Source organism: Nocardia sp. NPDC004568 (assembly GCF_040609955.1).
Taxonomy (GTDB): domain Bacteria; phylum Actinomycetota; class Actinomycetes; order Mycobacteriales; family Mycobacteriaceae; genus Nocardia.
Genome location: NZ_JBEXLL010000009.1, coordinates 1 through 18,821, shown reverse-complemented (window position 1 = coordinate 18,821; position 18,821 = coordinate 1). Strand labels below are relative to the sequence as shown.

Sequence of the window (18,821 nt, the reverse complement as noted above, 5' to 3'; positions counted from 1 at the left end):
GCTGAACCGATAGTTCTCCCCAACGGCGCCACCCGCTTCGTATCGAAGCAGGTGGCGCCGTTGTCGTAGGTCCACACGGCGGTTGCGAACTGGTTTGCTGCCCGCGCGTCCTACCGGGTATCCGCATGCCACGGCGGTACAAACAGTGGGTGGCAGGGATGACACGCGTATACGGGGGGACGACCGGCCGGTCCCGCGGACGCGCCCGGCGACAGCTGACGGCCTGGGCCGCCGCCCTGGTGCTTCCCTTCGCCGCGGCGCAGACCCCCGCTCTCGCCCAGCCGACCGCCGCCGCGGCGGCCCCCGCCACGATCCGGAATGTGGTCTGGCACACAGACCGCGATGTGGCGGTCTGGGTCGACTCACCCGCCATGGGTGTCCCCATCCAGGTGCGGCTGCTGCTCGCCCGGGACTGGAACACCCAGCCGGACGCGAAGTTCCCGGTGCTGTACATGCTCGACGGCCTGCGCGCCACCGAGGACGAGAACGGCTGGATAAAGGACGCCGGGGCGGTGGATTTCTATGCCGACAAGAACACGACCGTGGTGCTGCCGGTCGGCGGACAATCGAGTTTCTACTCCGACTGGCTGCAACCGGACAACGGCAAGAACTACAAATGGGAGACCTTTCTCACCGAGGAACTCCCCCCGCTGCTGGAGAGCCAGTGGCGCGCCACCTCGACCAGGGGAATCGCCGGACTGTCCATGGGCGGAACGGCCGCAATGTTCCTGGCCGCGCGCAATCCCGAGTTCGTGAAATACGCCGCCTCCTATTCGGGTTTTCTCACCACCACCAGCCTCGGTATGCCGCAGGCTATTCGGCTGGCAATGGCCGACGCGGGCGGCTTCGACTCCGGCGCCATGTGGGGACCTCCCGGAAGCACGCAGTGGGAAGAACACGATCCACTGCTGCTCGCCGATCGACTGAAAGGTAAATCCCTCTACATCTCCAGCGGTACCGGCGTCTCCGGGAAACACGACGAGGGCAGCGAAATTCCGGGGGTGAGCACGAATATGTTCGGCATGGGTCTGGAGACACTGGCCCTGCTGACCTCACAGAACTTCGTGGACAAACTCGGCGAACTGAGAATCCCCGCGACCGTGAAGTACCGGGCCGCGGGCACCCACACCTGGCCGTACTGGGATTTCGAAATGCGGCAGTCGTGGTCGCAGGCCGCCGGCGCGCTCGGGGTCCCCGCCGGAAAGCCCGAATGCGTGGTCGCGGGCGCCATCGGCGCGGTCGCCAGTGGCAACGACTGGCTCGGCGACTGCCTCACCGGCGAATACCAGGTGCCCGGCGGGCTGGCCCAGGATTTCCGTCACGGCCGCGTCTTCTACTCCGCGGACGGCGGCGCGCATCCGGTGGCGGGCCGGATCGGCGGGGGATACCAGGCGGCAGCCGGGCCGCGCGGCGTGCTCGGTCTGCCGACCGGCGCCGAACAGCCGCTACCGGACGGCCGCGGCCGATTCCAGCCGTTCCAGCACGGCTCGCTCTATTGGACCCCGGAAACCGGCGCGCAGGTGGTGCGCGGAGCGATCCTCGAGGAATGGGGCAGGCAGGGTTTCGAGGGCGGGCCCGCGCGCTACCCCGTCGGCCCCGAGGTGAAAACGCCGAATCGCGACGGCGCGGTCCAGCCCTTCGAAGGCGGCCCCTTCTACTTCGGCCCCGCCACCGGCGCCCATCGCGTCGAAGGCCCGATCCTGGCCAAATATGCCGAACTCGGTTTCGAGAACAGTCGGCTCGGCTTCCCGGCCACCGCCCAGGTTCCCCTGAAGGACCTCGGCCAGTTCGCCCGGTTCGAAGGCGGCAGCATCTACTGGAGCCCCCTGTCCGGCGCATGGGCGGTCCGCGACGGACCCATCATGGACGCCTGGCGTGACGCGGGATACGAGGCCGGCCGGATCGGTTTTCCCATCAGCGACGAGTTCGCGATCCCGGGCGGAATCCAGCAGAACTTCCAGCGGGGCTTCGTCACTGTCCGGGACGACCGGACCGAAGTGCACGGTTGATCAGCCCTCACGAGTGATGTCGATCACTCGATGCAGCACAGCCCGACCCGACCCGATGGCCGCGAGGGCGGCACAGCGGTCTGCTCTTCGCGTGGGTCAGCATGCCGACCTGGACATCGAATGCCGACCCGACCCTGTGCGTCGAGTTTTGCGAGACACCTGAAAGGGTTGAGGCCCGTCTCGCCCCTTGGCCGAAGGTGCTCAACGGTCGCGCTCTATGGACGGCCAACCGCACATCGCATGCGCCGCAGGCGCGAGTCTCGAGGCCGAAACGGCGAGACACAAGGCCCGCTCGCCGCACGATCTACCCGGCCGAAGCGGGTCGATCCGAGCCTGCTCGCCGGGCAGTCCAGCGGTGATTCCGGGTCTAGTACTACCCTCGGGGTCGCGGCCCGGGGCAACCCGCCGGGCCGGGACGCACCCCGACCGTCAACCCAGTGGTTCGGCGGCCCCGACTCGAGCGGCCGTGAACCCGCGCATCCGTGCGCCGGAACACAGGATGGAATGTATGTATCGGACCCGAGGCACACTGCTCGGAGCGGTGGCGGCGGTGGCGGCCGCCGGATTGCTCGCCGGCTGCGGCAGCGACGACTCGACCGCGACCAGCACCCCGACGCTGTCGACTTCGGCCGGCACCACGTCCGCGAGTGCGGCCCCCGCGCCCTCGAGCGAGAGCCCGGCCCCCGCGCCGGCGCCGGAGGGCGAAGCCCCCGCGCCCGAGCAGCCGGCCGAACCCGAGGCGCCGGCCGAGGAGCCGGAGCGTCCCGCCCCGGTGCCGCCGCAGGAGAGCGACACCGGGAATCTCGGTGCCAAGGAGCAGACCTTCGTCGACGAACTGGCGAAGCAGGGTGTGACTCCGTCGTCCCCCGATATCGCGCTGAGTATCGGTAACTACGTCTGCCAGGGTGTGGCCGCGGGGACCTCCGATGCCGATATGTCGACGTTCGTGAACGCGATGGCGGGTTCGGACCCGTCGTTCGACCCCGCGAAGATGCCGGTGGAGCAGGCCGGTCAGATCTACATCAGCACCGCCAAAGCGCACTACTGCCAGTGACAGCCGATGAGTAGAGGACGTACCGGGTCCCGTCGATCCCGGCCGAAGGGTTGTCTGACATTGCTCGCGGTGGGAGTCGTCGGGCTCGTCATCGTGATCTTGCTCTGGTATCTGCTGGCCGGTTGCCTGCGGGAGCCCGGTCCGGGCCCCGGCCCCGAGCCGGGGCCCGGGGAACCGACCAGCCAGCCCGCGAGCTGCCCGGATGTGCAGATGATCTCGGTGCCGGGCACATGGGAGTCCAACAGCACCGACGATCCGTACAACCCGACGGCCAACCCGGCCTCGCTCATGCTCAATGTCAGCAATCCGGTCCGGGACCACTTCCCGGCGGGCCGGGTCGACGTCTACACCGTCCCCTACATCGCGCAGTTCTCGAATCCGATCGCCATTCCACCGGACGGTCAGGCCTCCTACAATGCCAGCCGCACCGAGGGCAGTCGGCGGACCTTCGATTTCCTGACCCAGCGTCACCAGGAGTGCCCGCTCACCACCTATGTGCTGGCCGGGTTCTCGCAGGGTGCGGTGATCGCCGGTGATATCGCGGAACAGATCGGCAAGGGCAACGGTCCGGTACCGGCGGACCGGGTGCTCGGGGTCACCTTGATCGCCGACGGGCGGCGGTCCGGCGAGACCGGTGACGGGCAGCCGATCCAGGTGGGCACTCCGCCGCCCGGTATCGGCGCGGAAGTGGCGCTGGCCGGGTTGACCGTTCCGGGGATCACCATGACCGGCGTCCGCAAAGAGGGATTCGGTGAGCTGGCCGACCGGGTGTACACCATCTGCGCGCCCGGTGACCTGATCTGCGACGCGCCTCGCAATGCGCTGAGCCCGTCCAATATCTTCGGCAGTATCGGGACCCTCGCGCAGGCGGTGGGCAACCCGGTACACAGCCTTTACCACAACTTCGTGGTGGACCCGAACGGCACAACCGCCACCCAGTGGGCGGCCGACTGGGCGATCGGTCTGGTCGACAGCGCGCCGTCTCCACCGCACTCGTGATCCGCGGATCCGGCGGAGACGGCGCCGTGGCGGCCGTCTTGTGACAATTCACCGCAGTCAGCGTGTTCCCCGCTGCCTGGCAGGCTGTAAAGTGCGCTGGTGATCGCGCATCCCGGGCCCTGCGCCGGCACGGGATGCGCAGACTTCCGATATCCAGGAGCATGAGTTCATGACAGAAGCCGCCGCACCGGTGGATGAGTTGAGCGCGCTGGGCACCCCGCTGCGTAGGTTCCGCTTCGCGGCCGCGGGTGAGGGAAACAAGCAGGAGGGCGGCGCCCGTAAGTTCATCCAGACGGCGCAGCAGGCCGAGGAGTACGGCTACGACACCTTCGTCGTGCCCGATCATCTCGGTGACCAGATCGGTCCGATCGCCGCTCTCGGCGCGCTGACCCAGGCCACCGAACGGATTCGGCTGGGTACGTCGGTGCTCGCCAACGGGTTTAGGCACCCGGTGGTGCTGGCCAAGGATCTGGCCACCATCGATGTGCTGTCCAAGGGCCGCCTCGAGGTCGGTATCGGGGCCGGCTGGAAGGCCGACGAGTTCGAGGCCGCCGGGCTGGACTACGACTGTCCGGGTATCCGGCTGGCCAAGCTCGACGAAACGCTGACCATTCTCGACACGCTGCTGCGTGGCCAGGAATGCACCTTCGAAGGCAAGTACTACCAGGTGCACGGCGTCAAGGGGACCCCACGCCCGCGGCAGGGCCCGCGGCCGCCGCTGTGCACCGGTGGCGGCGGTCCCAGGATGCTGGAACTCGCCGCCAAGCACGCCGACATCATCTCCATCGTTCCGGTCACCACCTCGAACGGCAAAGGTCTGCTCTCGGGTATCACGCTCGAGAAGACCATCGAGAAGGTGAACCTGATCAAGGAGGCCGCCGGGGACCGGTTCGAGCAGATCGAGCTGAACTGGGCGATCACGGCGATCGTCATCACCGACGACCGGGAGAAGACCGCCGAGATGGCGCTGTCGGCCATCGAGCGCGGGTTGCATCCCGACCTGGAGGTCGACGTGAAGCTGTCGGTCGAGGAGATCCTGAGCTCGCCGTATGTGGCGATCGGCACGTTCGAGGAGATCGCCGACCAGATGCGCCGTGTGCGGCAACTCACCGGTATGTCCTATGTGGGGATATTCCCCACCCAGATGGACGCCTTCGCGCCGGTGATTCCCTTGCTCCGGGAGGAGTGAGAAGCTCGTCTCTGTAACATGTCTCTGGTTTGAGAACATCTAGCCGATAGCGGTCACCGCGCAGACCGCACCCAGAACCCGCAGGGTCGGTTCTCGAATGGAGAGCACCCGCGGCGAAAGCGAGTCGGGGCCACACAGTAGATAACGGCGATCGTGCCGTTGACGCGTGCGCCTCGGAGGAGAAGGAATGGACGAGACTTTCGACGACTACCTGGACGAGAACGGGAACATCACCATTCCCGATGATCGCACCCTGGTCGACCACGTCGAGAAGCACACCCGTAACGACGCGAACACCTTGGCGTACCGCTACATCGACTACTCGCGCGAGCGCGATGGTGAGGTACACGAGCTGACGTGGCAACAGTTCGGGGTCCGGCTGCGCGCGGTGGCCGGTCGCCTGCAGCAGGTCACCACTCCCGGTGACCGGGTGGCGGTCCTCGCGCCACAGGGACTCGACTATGTGATCTCATTCTTTGCCGCCATCTACGCGGGCACTATCGCGGTGCCGCTGTTCGATCCGGACGAACCGGGTCATACCGACCGGTTGCACGCGGTGCTGGGCGACTGCAAACCGTCGGCCATTCTCACCGCAAGTTCGGCGGCGGCCGGCGTGCGTCAGTTCTTCCGTGGGCTGCCCGCCGCGCAGCGGCCGCGCATCATCGCCGTGGACGCGATTCCCGACAGCGTCGGCGACAGCTGGGCGCGCCCGGATATCGCGGTGGACGATATCGCCTACCTGCAGTACACCTCGGGTTCCACTCGGACCCCCGCCGGTGTGGAGATCACCCACCGCGCCGTGGGCACCAACCTGCTGCAGATGGTGGACGCCATCAACCTCGACTGGAACTCCCGCGGCGTCACCTGGCTGCCGCTGTTCCACGATATGGGTCTGCTGACGGTGATCCTGCCGGCCGTGGGCGGCAAGTTCATCACCATCATGTCGCCGGCGTCGTTCGTGCGGCGGCCGTACCGGTGGATCAAGGAGCTGGCCGCCGCCTCCGACGGTGCGGGCACCTTCGCCGCCGCCCCGAACTTCGCCTTCGAGCACGCGGCGGTGCGCGGTCTGCCCAAGAACGGTGAATCGCTGGACCTGTCCAACGTGATCGGCCTGATCAACGGCAGCGAGCCGGTGACCACCTCGTCGATGAAGAAGTTCAACGAAGCGTTCGCGCCGTACGGGCTGCCGAAGACGGCCATCAAACCGTGCTACGGCATGGCCGAGGCCACCCTGTTCGTCTCGGCGACCAAGGCCGAGGACGAGGCCAAGGTCACCTATGTGGACCGCACCGAGCTCAATGCCGGGCGCATGGTGCGGGTCGACCAGGGCTCCGAGAATGCGATCGCACAGGTGAGCTGCGGCTATGTGGCGAAGTCCCAGTGGGCGGTGATCGTCGATCCGGAATCGGTCGACGGTGACGCCCGGGAGCAGCCCGACGGCCATGTGGGCGAGATCTGGCTGCACGGAAACAATATGGGCATCGGGTACTGGGGCCGGGCGGAGGAGACCGCGGCGACCTTCCAGAACAAGATCGTCACCCCGCTGGCCGAGGGTAGCCACGCCGCGGGAACCACGCCCGACGCGTACTGGATGCGGACCGGCGATTACGGCGTGTACTTCGACGGCGAGCTCTATATCACCGGCCGGGTCAAGGACCTGGTGATCGTCGACGGACGTAACCACTACCCGCAGGACCTGGAGTTCTCCGCGCAGGAGGCCAGCAGTGCGCTGCGGCCCGGGTTTGTCGCGGCGTTCTCGGTACCGGCCAACCAGTTGCCGGCCGAGGTGTTCGCGCAGGGCAGCCATTCCGGTCTGAAGTTCGACGCCGACGACGCCTCCGAGCAGTTGGTGATCGTGGCCGAGCGCGGGCCGGGCGCCGGTAAGGCGGATCCGCTGCCGATCGCCGACGCGGTCCGTGCCTCGATCTCCCAGCGTCACGGTGTGACGGTGCGGGACCTGCTCCTGGTGCCGGCGGGTTCGATTCCGCGTACGTCCAGCGGCAAGATCGCCCGGCGTGCCTGCAAGGCCGCCTATGTCGAGGGCACCCTGCGGGGCGGTTACACCCAGCAGGCCTTCCCGGACGCACCCGAGGAATAGACCGACAACCGAGCCGGGTCGCGGCCTCGAGTGAGCGAAGCGAAGCGCCCATCCACCACAGCGATGCGCAGGCCGTTGCCGGGCACCGCGTACAGACAGGTAGCTTGAGGACTGATGGCTGATAACGAGGGCATGTCGCCGGATACGACCGAGAACCTTCCCGCTGCCGAGAAGGATCGCGCCGCCGGGACCGGCGACGCGCCCTCGGCCGGTCATAGTACGCCGGGCACCGAACTCTCGGTTGCCGAACTGCGGGAGTGGTTGCGGCGCTGGGTCGCCGAGGCCACCGGCCAGTCGGTCGACAAGATCACGGTGGACCGTCCGATGGAGGAGTTCGGACTGGCGTCGCGGGACGCGCTCGCGCTGGGCGGTGAGATCGAGGAACTCACCGGTGTGGTGCTGAACGCGACCGTGGTGTACCAGCACCCGACCATCGCCTCGCTGGCCGATGTCATCGTCAACGGTCCGCCGGAGATCACCGCCGAGGCCACCGACGACCAGTTCTACACCGCTGGATACGCACCGGGGGACGCGCACGACATCGCCATCGTGGGCCTGTCCACCCGGCTGCCCGGGGCGGGCGACACCCCGGAGTCGACCTGGGAATTCCTGATCAACGGCGGGGACGCGATTCGCGATCTGCCCGAGGGCCGCTGGGCGGAGTTCCTGAGCGAACCGCAGGTGGCGCAGGCCGTGGCCGAGGGCAATACCCGCGGCGGTTATCTCGACCAGGACGTCGTCACCGATTTCGATGCCGAGTTCTTCGCCATGTCGCCGATCGAGGTCGAGCGCATCGACCCGCAGCAGCGTTTGGTGATGGAGCTGACCTGGGAGGCGCTCGAGCACGCCCGTATCCCGGCCAGCGATCTGCGCGGGGAGTCGGTCGGTGTCTACATCGGCACCTCGACCAACGATTTCCAGTTGATCGCCGCGATGAGCCTGGGCGAGACCGACCCGAACGTGCCGGCGTCGGCCGAGGCCTACAAGATCATGGGCAGCGCGAGCAGCATCATCGCCAACCGCGTGTCCTACTTCTACGATTTCCGTGGCCCGTCGGTCGCGGTGGACACCGCCTGCTCGTCGACACTGGTGGCGGTGCACCAGGCGGTGCAGGCCCTGCGCGCGGGTGACGCCGACGTCGCCCTGGCGGGCGGGGTGAACATGCTGCTCATCCCCATGACCACGCTCGGGTTCGACAAGAACGGCGCGGTCTCCAAGGACGGCCGGATCAAAGCCTTCTCCGCGGACGCCGACGGCATGGTGCGGTCCGAGGGCGCCGGGCTGGTGGTGCTCAAACGCCTCGCCGACGCCGAACGCGACGGTGACAACATCCTCGCCGTGGTCAAGGGGTCGGCGGTCAACAGCGACGGCCGCTCCAACGGTCTCATCGCCCCCAACCCCGATGCCCAGGCCGATGTGCTGCGCCGCGCCTACCGCGACGCCGGCATCGTCCCGTCCACCGTCGACTACATCGAGGCGCACGGCACCGGCACCCTCATCGGTGATCCGATCGAGGCCGATGCGCTGGGCCGGGTGGTCGGCGCCGGGCGCGCGGCCGACGCCCCGGCACTGCTGGGTTCGGCGAAGACCAATTTCGGGCATCTGGAATCCGGTGCGGGCGCGGCGAGCCTGGCCAAGGTCATCCTGGCGTTCCAGCACGATGTGCTGCCCGCCACTATCAACTACGCGGGCCCGAACCCCTACATCCCGTTCGAGCAGGCCCGGTTGAAGGTGGTCGACGAGCCCACGCCGTTCCCGCGCTACAGCGGTACCGCCACGGTCGGTATCTCCGGCTTCGGTTTCGGCGGAACCAATGCGCACCTGGTGGTCCAGGAGTACGTGCCCACCGCGCCGGTGGAGGTCTCCGAACCCTTCGTACCGGACGCCGACAGCGACTCGCTGGATGTGGCGAGCACCGATGTGGTCGCCGAGGCCGAGGCGGTCGCCGCCGACGCCGCTCCCGAGCCCGAGTGGTCGGCCGACCGTGCCGAGCCGCTGCCGGTGATCCTGGCCGTCTCCGCCTATCTGCCGTCGCGCCGCCGCCGTGCCGCCGCGGACCTGGCCGACTGGCTGGAAACCGAAGCGGGACAGCGGACTCCGCTCGTGGACGTGGCCCGGTCACTGGCCCGGCGCAGTCACTGGCGGTCTCGCGGTGTGGTGCTGGCCAAGGATCACGCCGAGGCGGTGGCCGGACTGCGGGCGGTCGCCGCCGGTAAGCCGGGCCAGGGCGTTTTCACCGCCGATGCCCCGGCCGCGCAGGGACCCATGTGGGTGATGGCCGGGTTCGGCGCCCAGCACCGGAAGATGGGCAAACAGCTCTACCAGGAGAACGCGATCTTCCGGCGCACCGTCGACGAGGTCGACGAACTCGTCCAGGACGAGGCCGGGTACTCGGTGCGCGAGATGATCCTCGACGACGGCCAGGACTACGACGTGGGTACCTCCCAGGTCGGTATCTTCACCATCCAGCTCGGGCTGGCCGCGCTGCTGCGGGCGCACGGCGCGGAACCCGCCGCCGTGGTCGGGCACTCCATGGGTGAGGTGGCCGGCGCCTACATCTCCGGTGGGTTGCCGCTGGAGGACGCGGTACGCGTCATCTGCGCGCGGTCGCGGTTGATGGGCGAGGGCGAGCAGATGCTCTCCGACGCCGATGTGCGCAATATGGCACTGGTCGAGATGAGCGCCGACGAGGTCGCCGCGCTGCTGCCGGAATTTCCCGATGTCGAGGTCGCGGTGTACGCCGCACCGACCAATACGGTGATCGGTGGTCCGGTCGACCAGGTCTCGGCGATCGTGGCCCGGGTGGAGGAAGCCGGTAAGTTCGCCCGCGTCCTGCAGACCAAGGGCGCCGGGCACACCTCGCAGATGGACCCGCTGCTGGGCGAACTGGCCGCCGAACTGGCCGGGATCGAGCCCACGAAGCCGAAGGTCGGCCTGTACTCCACGGTCGACAAGGAGCAGTACTACGCGCCGGGCCACGACCCGGTGCACAACGAGGACTACTGGGTGAAGAACATGCGTCACAGCGTGTACTTCACCAACGCGGTGCGGCTCGCGGTCGATTCCGGGATCACCACCTTCCTGGAGCTCGCCCCGAACTCGGTGGCGCTGATGCAGGTGCTGGGCACCACCTTCGCCGCCGGGCTCCCCGACGCGCAGTTGATTCCGACGCTCAAGCGCAAGGAAGACGAATCGGCCGGTGTCATCGCCGCGCTGGCGCAGCTGTACGTGCACGGCCATCCCGTGGACCTCGGCTCACTGGTGCCCGCCGGACCGTACGCCGATATCCCCCGCACCGCGTTCGTCCGGAAACCGTACTGGCCCAAGGTGAGCGGTTTCTCGGCCGGTGGGAACGCCCGGGTACCGGGTGCGTCGGTCGCACTGCCGGACGGACGGCACGTCTGGGAGGTCCAGGCCGCATCGGTCGGCGATCTGCCCACGCTGGTGCGGTCGGCCGCGACGCAGGTACTCGCGGATGTGAACCCGGGCGCGAGTATCGCGCACGCGCCGCTGCCCGCCACCGGCACGCTCGTCACGACGCTGACCCCGCATCCGGGTGGCGCGTCCATCCAGGTGCACGCCCGCGACGGTGCGCAGTTCCGGCTGCTGTTCGACGCGGTGGTCACCTCCGGCGCCGCCCTGCCGGTGCCCGCCGAACCCGCCCCGGCCGCGCCCGCGCGCACCGAACCCGAGGTCGACGCGGTCATCGACACCGCCGGTTTCGGCGACCGCTGGGATCCGGACAGCGGCCAGACCGTCGAGGAGCGGCTGGCGCTGATCGTCGCCGAATCCATGGGTTACGCGGTCGAGGATCTGCCGATGGAGATCCCGCTCATGGAACTCGGGCTCGATTCCCTGATGGCCATGCGGATCAAGAACCGCGTCGAATACGAATTCGATATCCCGCAGTTGCAGGTCTCCGCCGTGCGGGATGCCAGCCTGCACGAGGTAGGCAAGGTGCTCCGCTACGCGATCGAGCACCGCGACCAGGTCCAGGCGATGGCCGACCAGCAGGCCAGCGGGGAATCGGGCGCGCTGAGCGTGGACGACGACTTCGTGAACGCCGCCAAGGCCGCGATGGAGGCCGGAGCGGACCCGGTCGCCGCGCTGCACCAGGGGACGGGCGCGGCCGCGGACACACCGGCGGTGGGCGAACCGGCACCGGAGCCGGCCGCCGCACCGAAGGCCGAACCGGCCGCGGGCGCCGCCCTGTTAGCGGGCGGGGCCGCGGGGTCGGACGAGGACAACGTTCCGCCACGTGACGCTGCCGAACGCCTCACCTACGCGGCCTGGGCCACCATCACCGGCGAATCGGCCGGGGGAATCTTCAACACCCTGCCGATCCTGGACGAGGACACCGCCGAAAGGCTCGCCGCCCGCCTCACCGAGCGGGTCGGTGCGGAGATCACCGTCGACGATGTACTGGATGCGGAGACCATCGAGCAGCTCGCCGATGTGGTCCGCACCCTGCAGGACAGTGGCGCCGATGTCGACGGCTTCGTCCGCCCCATCCGGGCGCGGGGCGAGAACTCCGACGCGGTACCGGTATTCGTCTTCCATCCGGCCGGCGGGAACACGCTGGTCTACGAGCCCTTGCTGAAGCGGCTGCCCGAGGGGACCCCGATGTACGGGTTCGAGCGGGTCGACGGTGCGATCGAGGAGCGGGCCCGGGAGTACGTGCCCGAACTGCGCAAGCTCCAGGGCGAGGGGCCCTATGTGCTCTACGGCTGGTCGCTGGGCGCAGTGCTGGCGATGGCGGTCGCCCAGATCCTGCGTGCCGAGGGCGCCGATGTGCGCCTGGTCGGCCTGATCGACCTCGCCATCCCCGCCGAGCCGGAGGACAACAGCCCACAGGAGCGGTTGGAGCGCATGCGGCGCTACCAGGTCTTCGCCCGCAAGACCTTCAATATCGCCGGAGAGCTCGACGACGACCAGCTCCGCGAACTGGCCGACTCCTCCGAGGAGGAGCAGTTCAAGATGATCACCGATCTGATCAAGATGACCGGGGCCAAGATCCCGGGCGGCGTGCTCGAACACCAGAAGACCTCGTGGATCGAGAACCGCGCGCTGCAGCGGGTCCAGCCCACGCACTACGAGGGCGATGTGGTGCTCTATCTGGCCGACCGATACCACGACGGCGCCATCGAACTCGAACCCCGCTACGCCGAACGCCGGCCCAACGGCGGCTGGGACGAGTACCTGCCCAACCTGGAGATCGTGCACATCCCCGGCGACCACCTCCAGATCATCGACGAACCGAGGATCGGCCGAATCGGCGCGGACCTGACCGCTAAACTCGACCGGATCACCTCGAGCGCGGCCGGGAAAGGGAGCTAGTGAGCACGACTGCCGAGAAACTCGCCGATCTGCGTAAACGACTGGAACTGGCGCAGGAACCGGCGGGAGAGGCCGCTGTCGCGAAGCGGGCGCGCAAGGGGATCCCCAGCGCCCGCGACCGGATCAAGATGCTGCTGGACCCGGGTTCGTTCATCGAGATCGGCGCTCTGGTCCGGCGCCCGGGTGATCCGGACGCGCTCTACGGTGACGGTGTGGTCACCGGCCACGGCCTGGTCGACGGCCGCCCGGTCGCGGTGTTCTCCCACGATCAGACCGTGTACGGCGGTTCGGTCGGTGAGATGTTCGGCCGCAAGCTGGCGGCGCTGATGGAGTACGCGGCCAAGGTGGGCTGCCCACTGGTCGGTATCAACGACTCCGGCGGTGCCCGGGTGCAGGAGGCGGTGTCCTCGCTGGCCTGGTATGCCGAGCTGGCGACCCGGCAGGAGATGCTGTCGGGGATGGTGCCGACCGTTTCGCTGATCCTCGGCAAATGCGCCGGTGGTGCGGTGTATGCGCCGATAAATACCGATGTTGTGGTCGCCACCGAGGCGGCCTATATGTTCGTCACCGGCCCCAAGGTCATCCGCGAGGTCACCGGTGAGGACGTCAGCCTGGAAGAGCTGGGCGGTGCGCACAGCCAGGCCCAGTACGGCAATATCCACCATGTCGCCAAGGACGAGCAGGCGGCTTTCGAATGGGTCCGGGAGTACCTGTCGTACCTGCCGACCAGCTGCCAGGAGAAGCCGCCGATCGTGAACCCCGGCCTCGAGCCGGAGATCACCGATTCGGACCGGGAACTCAACGCGATCGTGCCGGATTCGGATAATTCCGGATACGACATGCACGAGGTGCTGCTGCGTATCTTCGACGACGGCCACTTCCACGAGTACGGCGCCGAAGCCGGTCGCAACATCATCACCGGATTCGCCCGGGTGGACGGGCGCAGCGTCGGTGTGGTGGCAAATCAGCCGATGGTCTACGCGGGCGCCCTCGACGCCCGGGCCTCGGACAAGGCCTCGCATTTCGTCCGGCTCTGCGACGCCTACGAGATCCCGCTGGTATTCGTGGTCGACACCCCGGGCTTCCTGCCCGGGGTGGAACAGGAGAAGGTCGGCGTGATCAAGCGCGGCGGCCGGTTCCTGTTCGCCTTCGTGGAGGCGACGGTGCCCAAGGTGACCGTGGTGGTCCGCAAGTCATACGGCGGCGGCTACGCGGTGATGGGATCCAAGCAACTGGGCGCCGATATCAACCTGGCCTGGCCCACCGCCCGGATCGCGGTCATGGGGGCGGAGAGCGCGGTGAGCCTCATCGGGGCGGCCCAGATCGCGGCCGCGCCCGAGGAGCAGAAAGCGGCCGTGCGCCAGCAGATGATCGACTTCTACAACGCCACCATGGCGACGCCGTGGGTGGCGGCCGAACGCGGATTCATCGACGCGGTGATCGAACCGGCGCAGACCCGGCTGGAACTACGCCGGGCGCTCCATCTGTTGCGGGACAAGACCGTGATCCGCAACCCGCGCAAGCATCACCTGCTGCCGCTGTAAATGGTTCCGGTTCGGGTTGTTCCGCCGGAACAACCCGAACCGTCGCGTACGGATCGTGGTCAGCCGGTGACGGCCGCGGATTCGATGACCACGTTGTCCACCGGTACATCCTGGTGCATACCCTGCGACGAGGTGGAGACGCCGGCAATCTTGTCGACCACGTCGGCGCCCTCGGTGACCTCGCCGAAAACGGCATAGCCCCAGCCCTGGCCCGCGGGCTGGGTGTGGTTGAGGAAGTCGTTGTCGGCGACATTGATGAAGAACTGCGCGGTCGCCGAGTGCGGATCATTGGTACGCGCCATGGCGACCGTGTACTTGTTGTTCTTCAGGCCGTTGGCCGCCTCGTTCTGGATAGGCGCCTGCGTCGGCTTCTGCTGCATCTGGCCGTCGAAACCACCGCCCTGGATCATGAAACCCGGGATAACGCGATGGAAGATCGTGCCGTCGTAATGTCCCGACTTGACGTATTCGACGAAATTGCGGACGGTGTCCGGCGCCTTCGCCTCGTCGAGCTGGAGGCCGATGGTTCCGTAGTTCGTCTCGAGATTCACCTTGGTCATGCCCCTACCTTTCCATTACCGCCGCTGGACCCCGCGCTCAAGGGGGTGCTTCCGGGCCGATTGTGCCAGCCGCCGGTCTTTACCCCATTCGAGTGCTTTATATGCGCCGGATCCCGGGTGTGTTTTCCTCCCGATCGGGTACGCGCCGGGGCACCATCGGGCCGCGATCGCCGCGCCCAAGTAGCATGCCAGCGTGCCAGAAGTCGCCACCGCAGTACTGACGAAGACGCCACCGGAGCCGGAGCCGGAGGTCGCGTCGAAGGATTTCCGGGTCGCGCGCCTCGTCGCGATCATCACCGGTGTGCTGGGGGCGCTGTTCGCGATCGCCACGCCTTTCCTGCCTGTCACGCAGACCACGGCGACGTTGAGCTGGCCGCAGCAGGACAGTCTGGCCAATGTGCAGGCGCCGCTCATGTCGCAGGTGCCGATCGACCTCACCGCGACGATTCCGTGCGCGGCGGTGAACCAGCTGCCCCCGCAAGGCGGCATGCTGCTGGCCACCGCGCCCCCGCAGGGTGACCGCGCGGCACTCGAGGCGCTGTTCGTCCGCGTTTCGGAAACCTCGGTGGATGTGGTGGACCGCAACGCCGTCGTGGCGAGTGCCGACCGGGCGGAGATGGCGAACTGCTCGGCCATCACCATCCGTTCCGATATCGAGGCCACCAGCGCGGCCTTCGTAGGGCTCACCACCGAGGCCGGCGAGCCCAACGCGGGCCGGCTGGTCGGTGATCTGCGTCCGCAGATGGTCGGTGTGTTCACCGATATGACCGGTGGTATCCCGGCCGGGCTGAGCCTGGAGTCCACGATCGACACCCGGTTCAGCTCCAGCCCCACCTGGATCAAACTCGCCGCGATCGTGGCCGCGGTGCTGTGCACGGTGCTGTCGCTGGTGGCGCTGGCGCGACTGGACACCAGTGACGGGCGCGGCCACCGGCGTTTCCTGCCGGCGCACTGGCTGAAGCCCACCCTCGCCGACGGCGGGGTCGTCGGCACGCTGCTGATCTGGCACTTCCTGGGCGCCAACACCTCCGACGACGGCTACATCCTGAGCATGGTCCGGGTGGCGCCGGACGCGGGCTATATGGCCAACTACTTCCGCTGGTACGGCGTACCCGAGGCGCCGTTCGGCTGGTACTACTACGTGATCCAGCTGTTCGCCGAGGTCTCCACGGCCAGCCCGTGGGTGCGCCTGCCCGCGCTGGCGTGCGGGATCCTGTGCTGGATGGTGATCAGCCGCGAGGTGGTGCCGCGGCTGGGCAACGGCCTGCGCGGCGCGCGGGGACGCGCCTGGTTCGGCAGTGTCCCGCTGTGGACCGGTGGCCTGGTCTTCCTGGCGTTCTGGCTGCCCTACGACAACGGCCTGCGGTCGGAGCCCATCGTCGCTCTGGGCGCCCTTCTCACCTGGGTTTCCATCGAGCGTGCCATCGCGACCTCGCGGTTGTTGCCGGCCGCGGTGGCGGTGGTGGTCGCGGCGTTCACGCTCGCCGCCGCGCCGACCGGCCTGATGTGCGTGGCCGCGCTGCTGGCCGGTATCCGGCCCATCACCCGCGTCATCGTGCGCCGGCACCGGGAGCACGGCACGGTCGCGCTGCTGGCGCCGCTGGCCGCGGCCGGGTTCCTGGTACTCACCGTGGTCTACGGCGACCAGACCTTCGCCGGTATCCAGGAGGCGAACCGGGTCCGTCAGCTGGCCGGGCCGAACCTGGCCTGGTACGAGGACTACCTGCGGTACTACTACCTCTTCGTCGAGACCGTCGACGGGTCGCTGTCGCGCCGCTTCGCCTTCCTCGTCATGCTGCTGTGCCTGTTCACCACCATGCTGGTGCTGCTGCGCCGGCGCCGGGTGCCGGGTATCGCCGCTGCCCCGACCTGGCGGTTGATGGGGGTGGTGTTCGGCACGATCTTCTTCATGATGTTCAACCCGACCAAGTGGACCCACCACTTCGGTGCCTACGCCGGTATCGCGGGTTCGCTGGCCGCGGTGACCGCCGTCGCGGTATCGGCCTCGGCGCTGCGGGCGCGCAAGAACCGGGCGATCTTCCTGGCCGGGTTGCTGTTCACGCTGGCCCTGGCGTTCTCCGGTATCAACGGCTACTGGTACGTGTCCAGTTACGGGGTGCCCTGGTTCGACAAGCGGGTGGTGCTGGCCGGTCTCTCCTCCAACACCCTGATGCTGGTGCTGTTCGCGGGGGCGCTGCTGCTCGTCGGCTGGCACGCCCTGCGTGAGGGTTACGCCAAACCGCCGAACTCGACCCGCACCGCCCGGGGCCGCCGGGTCCGCAAGTTCGCGGCGATCCCGCTCACGCTGGTGGCTGCGGCCATGGTGCTGTTCGAGGTGCTCTCGCTGGCCAAGGGCGCCTACTCGCAGTACCCGGGGTATTCGCTGGCCCGCGGCAATATCGACGCGCTGACCGGGCAGAGCTGCGGGCTGGCCAACGATGTCCTGGTCGAATCGAACGCGAACGCCGGGCGGCTGAACCCGATCATCGATCCCGCGCATCCGCCCACGAACCCGAACGACCCGCTGGCCGGTGTCGATCCGGTCGGTTTCGACCCCAACGGCGTGCCCGACGATCTGTCCGCCGACGCGGTCGAGGTGAAACCGGGTACCGGTAACACCTCCAATCAATCGGTGGGCGCCGCGTTCGCCGAGGGCCAGAACGCCGGCACCGGCGGCGGCCAGGGCGCGCAGGGTGTGAACGGCAGTACCGTGGCCCTGCCCTTCGGTCTGGATCCGGCCACCACCCCGATCCTGGGCAGCTACCAGGAGGGTGTGCAGCAGCCCGCGTTCGTCTCGTCGAGCTGGTACGAGCTGCCGGAGCGTTCGCCCGACCACCCGCTGGTGGTGATCACCGCGGCCGGGCGCATCCTGTCCTACGACGACACCGGCGCCATGCAGTACGGCCAGTCGCTGACCGTCGACTACGGCAAACGGCAGCCGGACGGTTCGGTCACCCAGCTCGGCACCTACCTGCCCCGCGATATCGGCCCCTTCCCGTCCTGGCGCAACCTGCGGGTGCCGCTGGACGAGATCGCTCCCGAGGCCGACGCGGTCCGGGTCGTCGCCAACGATCCGATCCTGATCGGCGACCAGTGGCTGGCGTTCACCCCGCCGCGGGTGCCGAAACTGGAATCCGCCAACGACTACCTCGGCTCGCAGCAGCCGATCCTGCTCGACTGGGCGGTCGGCCTGCAGTTCCCGTGCCAGCGCCCGTTCCGGCATGTGAACGGGGTCGCCGAGGTACCGAAGTTCCGCATCCTGCCGGACCGCCCGCTCGCGGTGAGCTCCACCAACACCTGGCAGGCCCAGGAGTTCGGTGGGCCGCTCGGGTTCTCCCAGATGCTGGCGAAGTCGACCACCATCCCGACCTACCTGAAGAACGACTGGGGCCGGGACTGGGGCACGCTGGAACGCTACGACCAGTACTACGACGCGGTACCGGCGCAGCTGGCGACGGGTACCGAGACCCGCAACGGGTTGTGGGACCCGGGCAAGCTGCGGGTTTTCTGATCTGAATCACCACGGCGACCGGCATCGGAATGCACAATTCCGGTGTCGGTCGCCGTGTTTCCGGTCAGGAGGTTGTGATGGTGTTCGTCGAGATCGATGAAGGGGATTTGGAATCGGCGAGGACGCTCGGTGGGCATTCGACCGCAACCGAGGCGGTCGCCGAAGCTTTGCGTCAGTACAACCAGCGCCTGGCTCGGGATGAGCAACGACTGAACCGCGCCACCGCGCTCAGGTACTACTTCGAATTGGCAAAGGACTGGGATATCGAGGGAGCCGAGGCCGCACACGCCGCGGCGAAGCGCGCCTACAAGCGATGATCGGTGGCTACGGCGTCTTTCGAGCGCCGGAAGGCGGCCGCGCAGCCGTTGTCAGCCGACGGCTGGATCGTCCGATCCGTGTGAACGGTCGTCTCCGGAGCCCCTGCACTAGACGAGTAAGTCCGAAGTCCCGTCGATGCCCGGACATGGGCGGAGGGCGTCTATGACCAGTGTGTGACCAATGATCTCGACGCCCTCCTGAC

General features: G+C 68.1%; 10 protein-coding genes. 9 read left to right on the top strand and 1 reads right to left on the bottom strand.

Going from position 1 to position 18,821, the window contains the following annotated elements:
* The first annotated feature begins 158 nt into the window (after positions 1-158).
* The 7 genes from ABZV91_RS06925 (at position 159) to ABZV91_RS06895 (ending at position 14,230) form a co-directional block, all read left to right on the top strand.
* Entirely contained in the window at positions 159-2,009 is a 1,851-nt protein-coding gene (locus ABZV91_RS06925; protein WP_355236614.1) for an alpha/beta hydrolase-fold protein, read from the top strand.
* A gap of 508 nt (positions 2,010-2,517) precedes the next feature.
* A complete protein-coding gene (locus tag ABZV91_RS06920; protein ID WP_355236611.1) occupies positions 2,518-3,063 on the top strand; it encodes a DUF732 domain-containing protein in 546 nt (181 codons plus the stop codon).
* Between the two features lie 6 nt (positions 3,064-3,069).
* The gene (locus ABZV91_RS06915) at positions 3,070-4,062 is read left to right on the top strand and encodes a cutinase family protein (protein ID WP_355236608.1); all 993 of its coding nucleotides are present in this window, start codon (positions 3,070-3,072) and stop codon (positions 4,060-4,062) included.
* 169 nt (positions 4,063-4,231) lie between these two features.
* Positions 4,232-5,251, top strand: coding sequence for an LLM class F420-dependent oxidoreductase (locus tag ABZV91_RS06910; RefSeq protein WP_355236606.1), 1,020 nt, complete (start codon positions 4,232-4,234; stop codon positions 5,249-5,251).
* A gap of 187 nt (positions 5,252-5,438) precedes the next feature.
* On the top strand, positions 5,439-7,349 hold the full coding sequence (fadD32, locus tag ABZV91_RS06905) for a long-chain-fatty-acid--AMP ligase FadD32 (RefSeq protein ID WP_355236603.1): 1,911 nt from the start codon (positions 5,439-5,441) through the stop codon (positions 7,347-7,349).
* Between the two features lie 114 nt (positions 7,350-7,463).
* Positions 7,464-12,686, top strand: a complete 5,223-nt coding sequence (gene pks13, locus ABZV91_RS06900) for a polyketide synthase Pks13 (RefSeq protein WP_355236600.1) — start codon at positions 7,464-7,466, stop codon at positions 12,684-12,686.
* The gene (locus ABZV91_RS06895; protein WP_355236597.1) at positions 12,686-14,230 is read left to right on the top strand and encodes an acyl-CoA carboxylase subunit beta; all 1,545 of its coding nucleotides are present in this window, start codon (positions 12,686-12,688) and stop codon (positions 14,228-14,230) included. The genes pks13 and ABZV91_RS06895 overlap by 1 nt, the downstream gene beginning before the upstream one ends.
* A 59-nt stretch (positions 14,231-14,289) precedes the next feature.
* Here the strand turns inward: ABZV91_RS06895 and ABZV91_RS06890 are convergent, their stop codons facing one another.
* Positions 14,290-14,790 carry a peptidylprolyl isomerase gene (locus ABZV91_RS06890; protein ID WP_355236594.1) on the bottom strand — a complete coding sequence of 167 codons (501 nt, stop codon included), beginning with the start codon at positions 14,788-14,790 and terminating at the stop codon, positions 14,290-14,292.
* Between the two features lie 217 nt (positions 14,791-15,007).
* On the opposite strand from ABZV91_RS06890, the gene ABZV91_RS06885 reads away from it, so the two are divergent.
* Both ABZV91_RS06885 and ABZV91_RS06880 read left to right on the top strand, forming a co-directional pair.
* A complete protein-coding gene (locus tag ABZV91_RS06885; RefSeq protein WP_355236881.1) occupies positions 15,008-18,301 on the top strand; it encodes an arabinosyltransferase domain-containing protein in 3,294 nt (1,097 codons plus the stop codon).
* A gap of 77 nt (positions 18,302-18,378) precedes the next feature.
* Positions 18,379-18,618 (top strand): type II toxin-antitoxin system VapB family antitoxin, encoded by a 240-nt coding sequence (locus ABZV91_RS06880; protein ID WP_355236591.1) that lies wholly within the window; start codon positions 18,379-18,381, stop codon positions 18,616-18,618.
* Positions 18,619-18,821 lie beyond the last annotated feature (203 nt).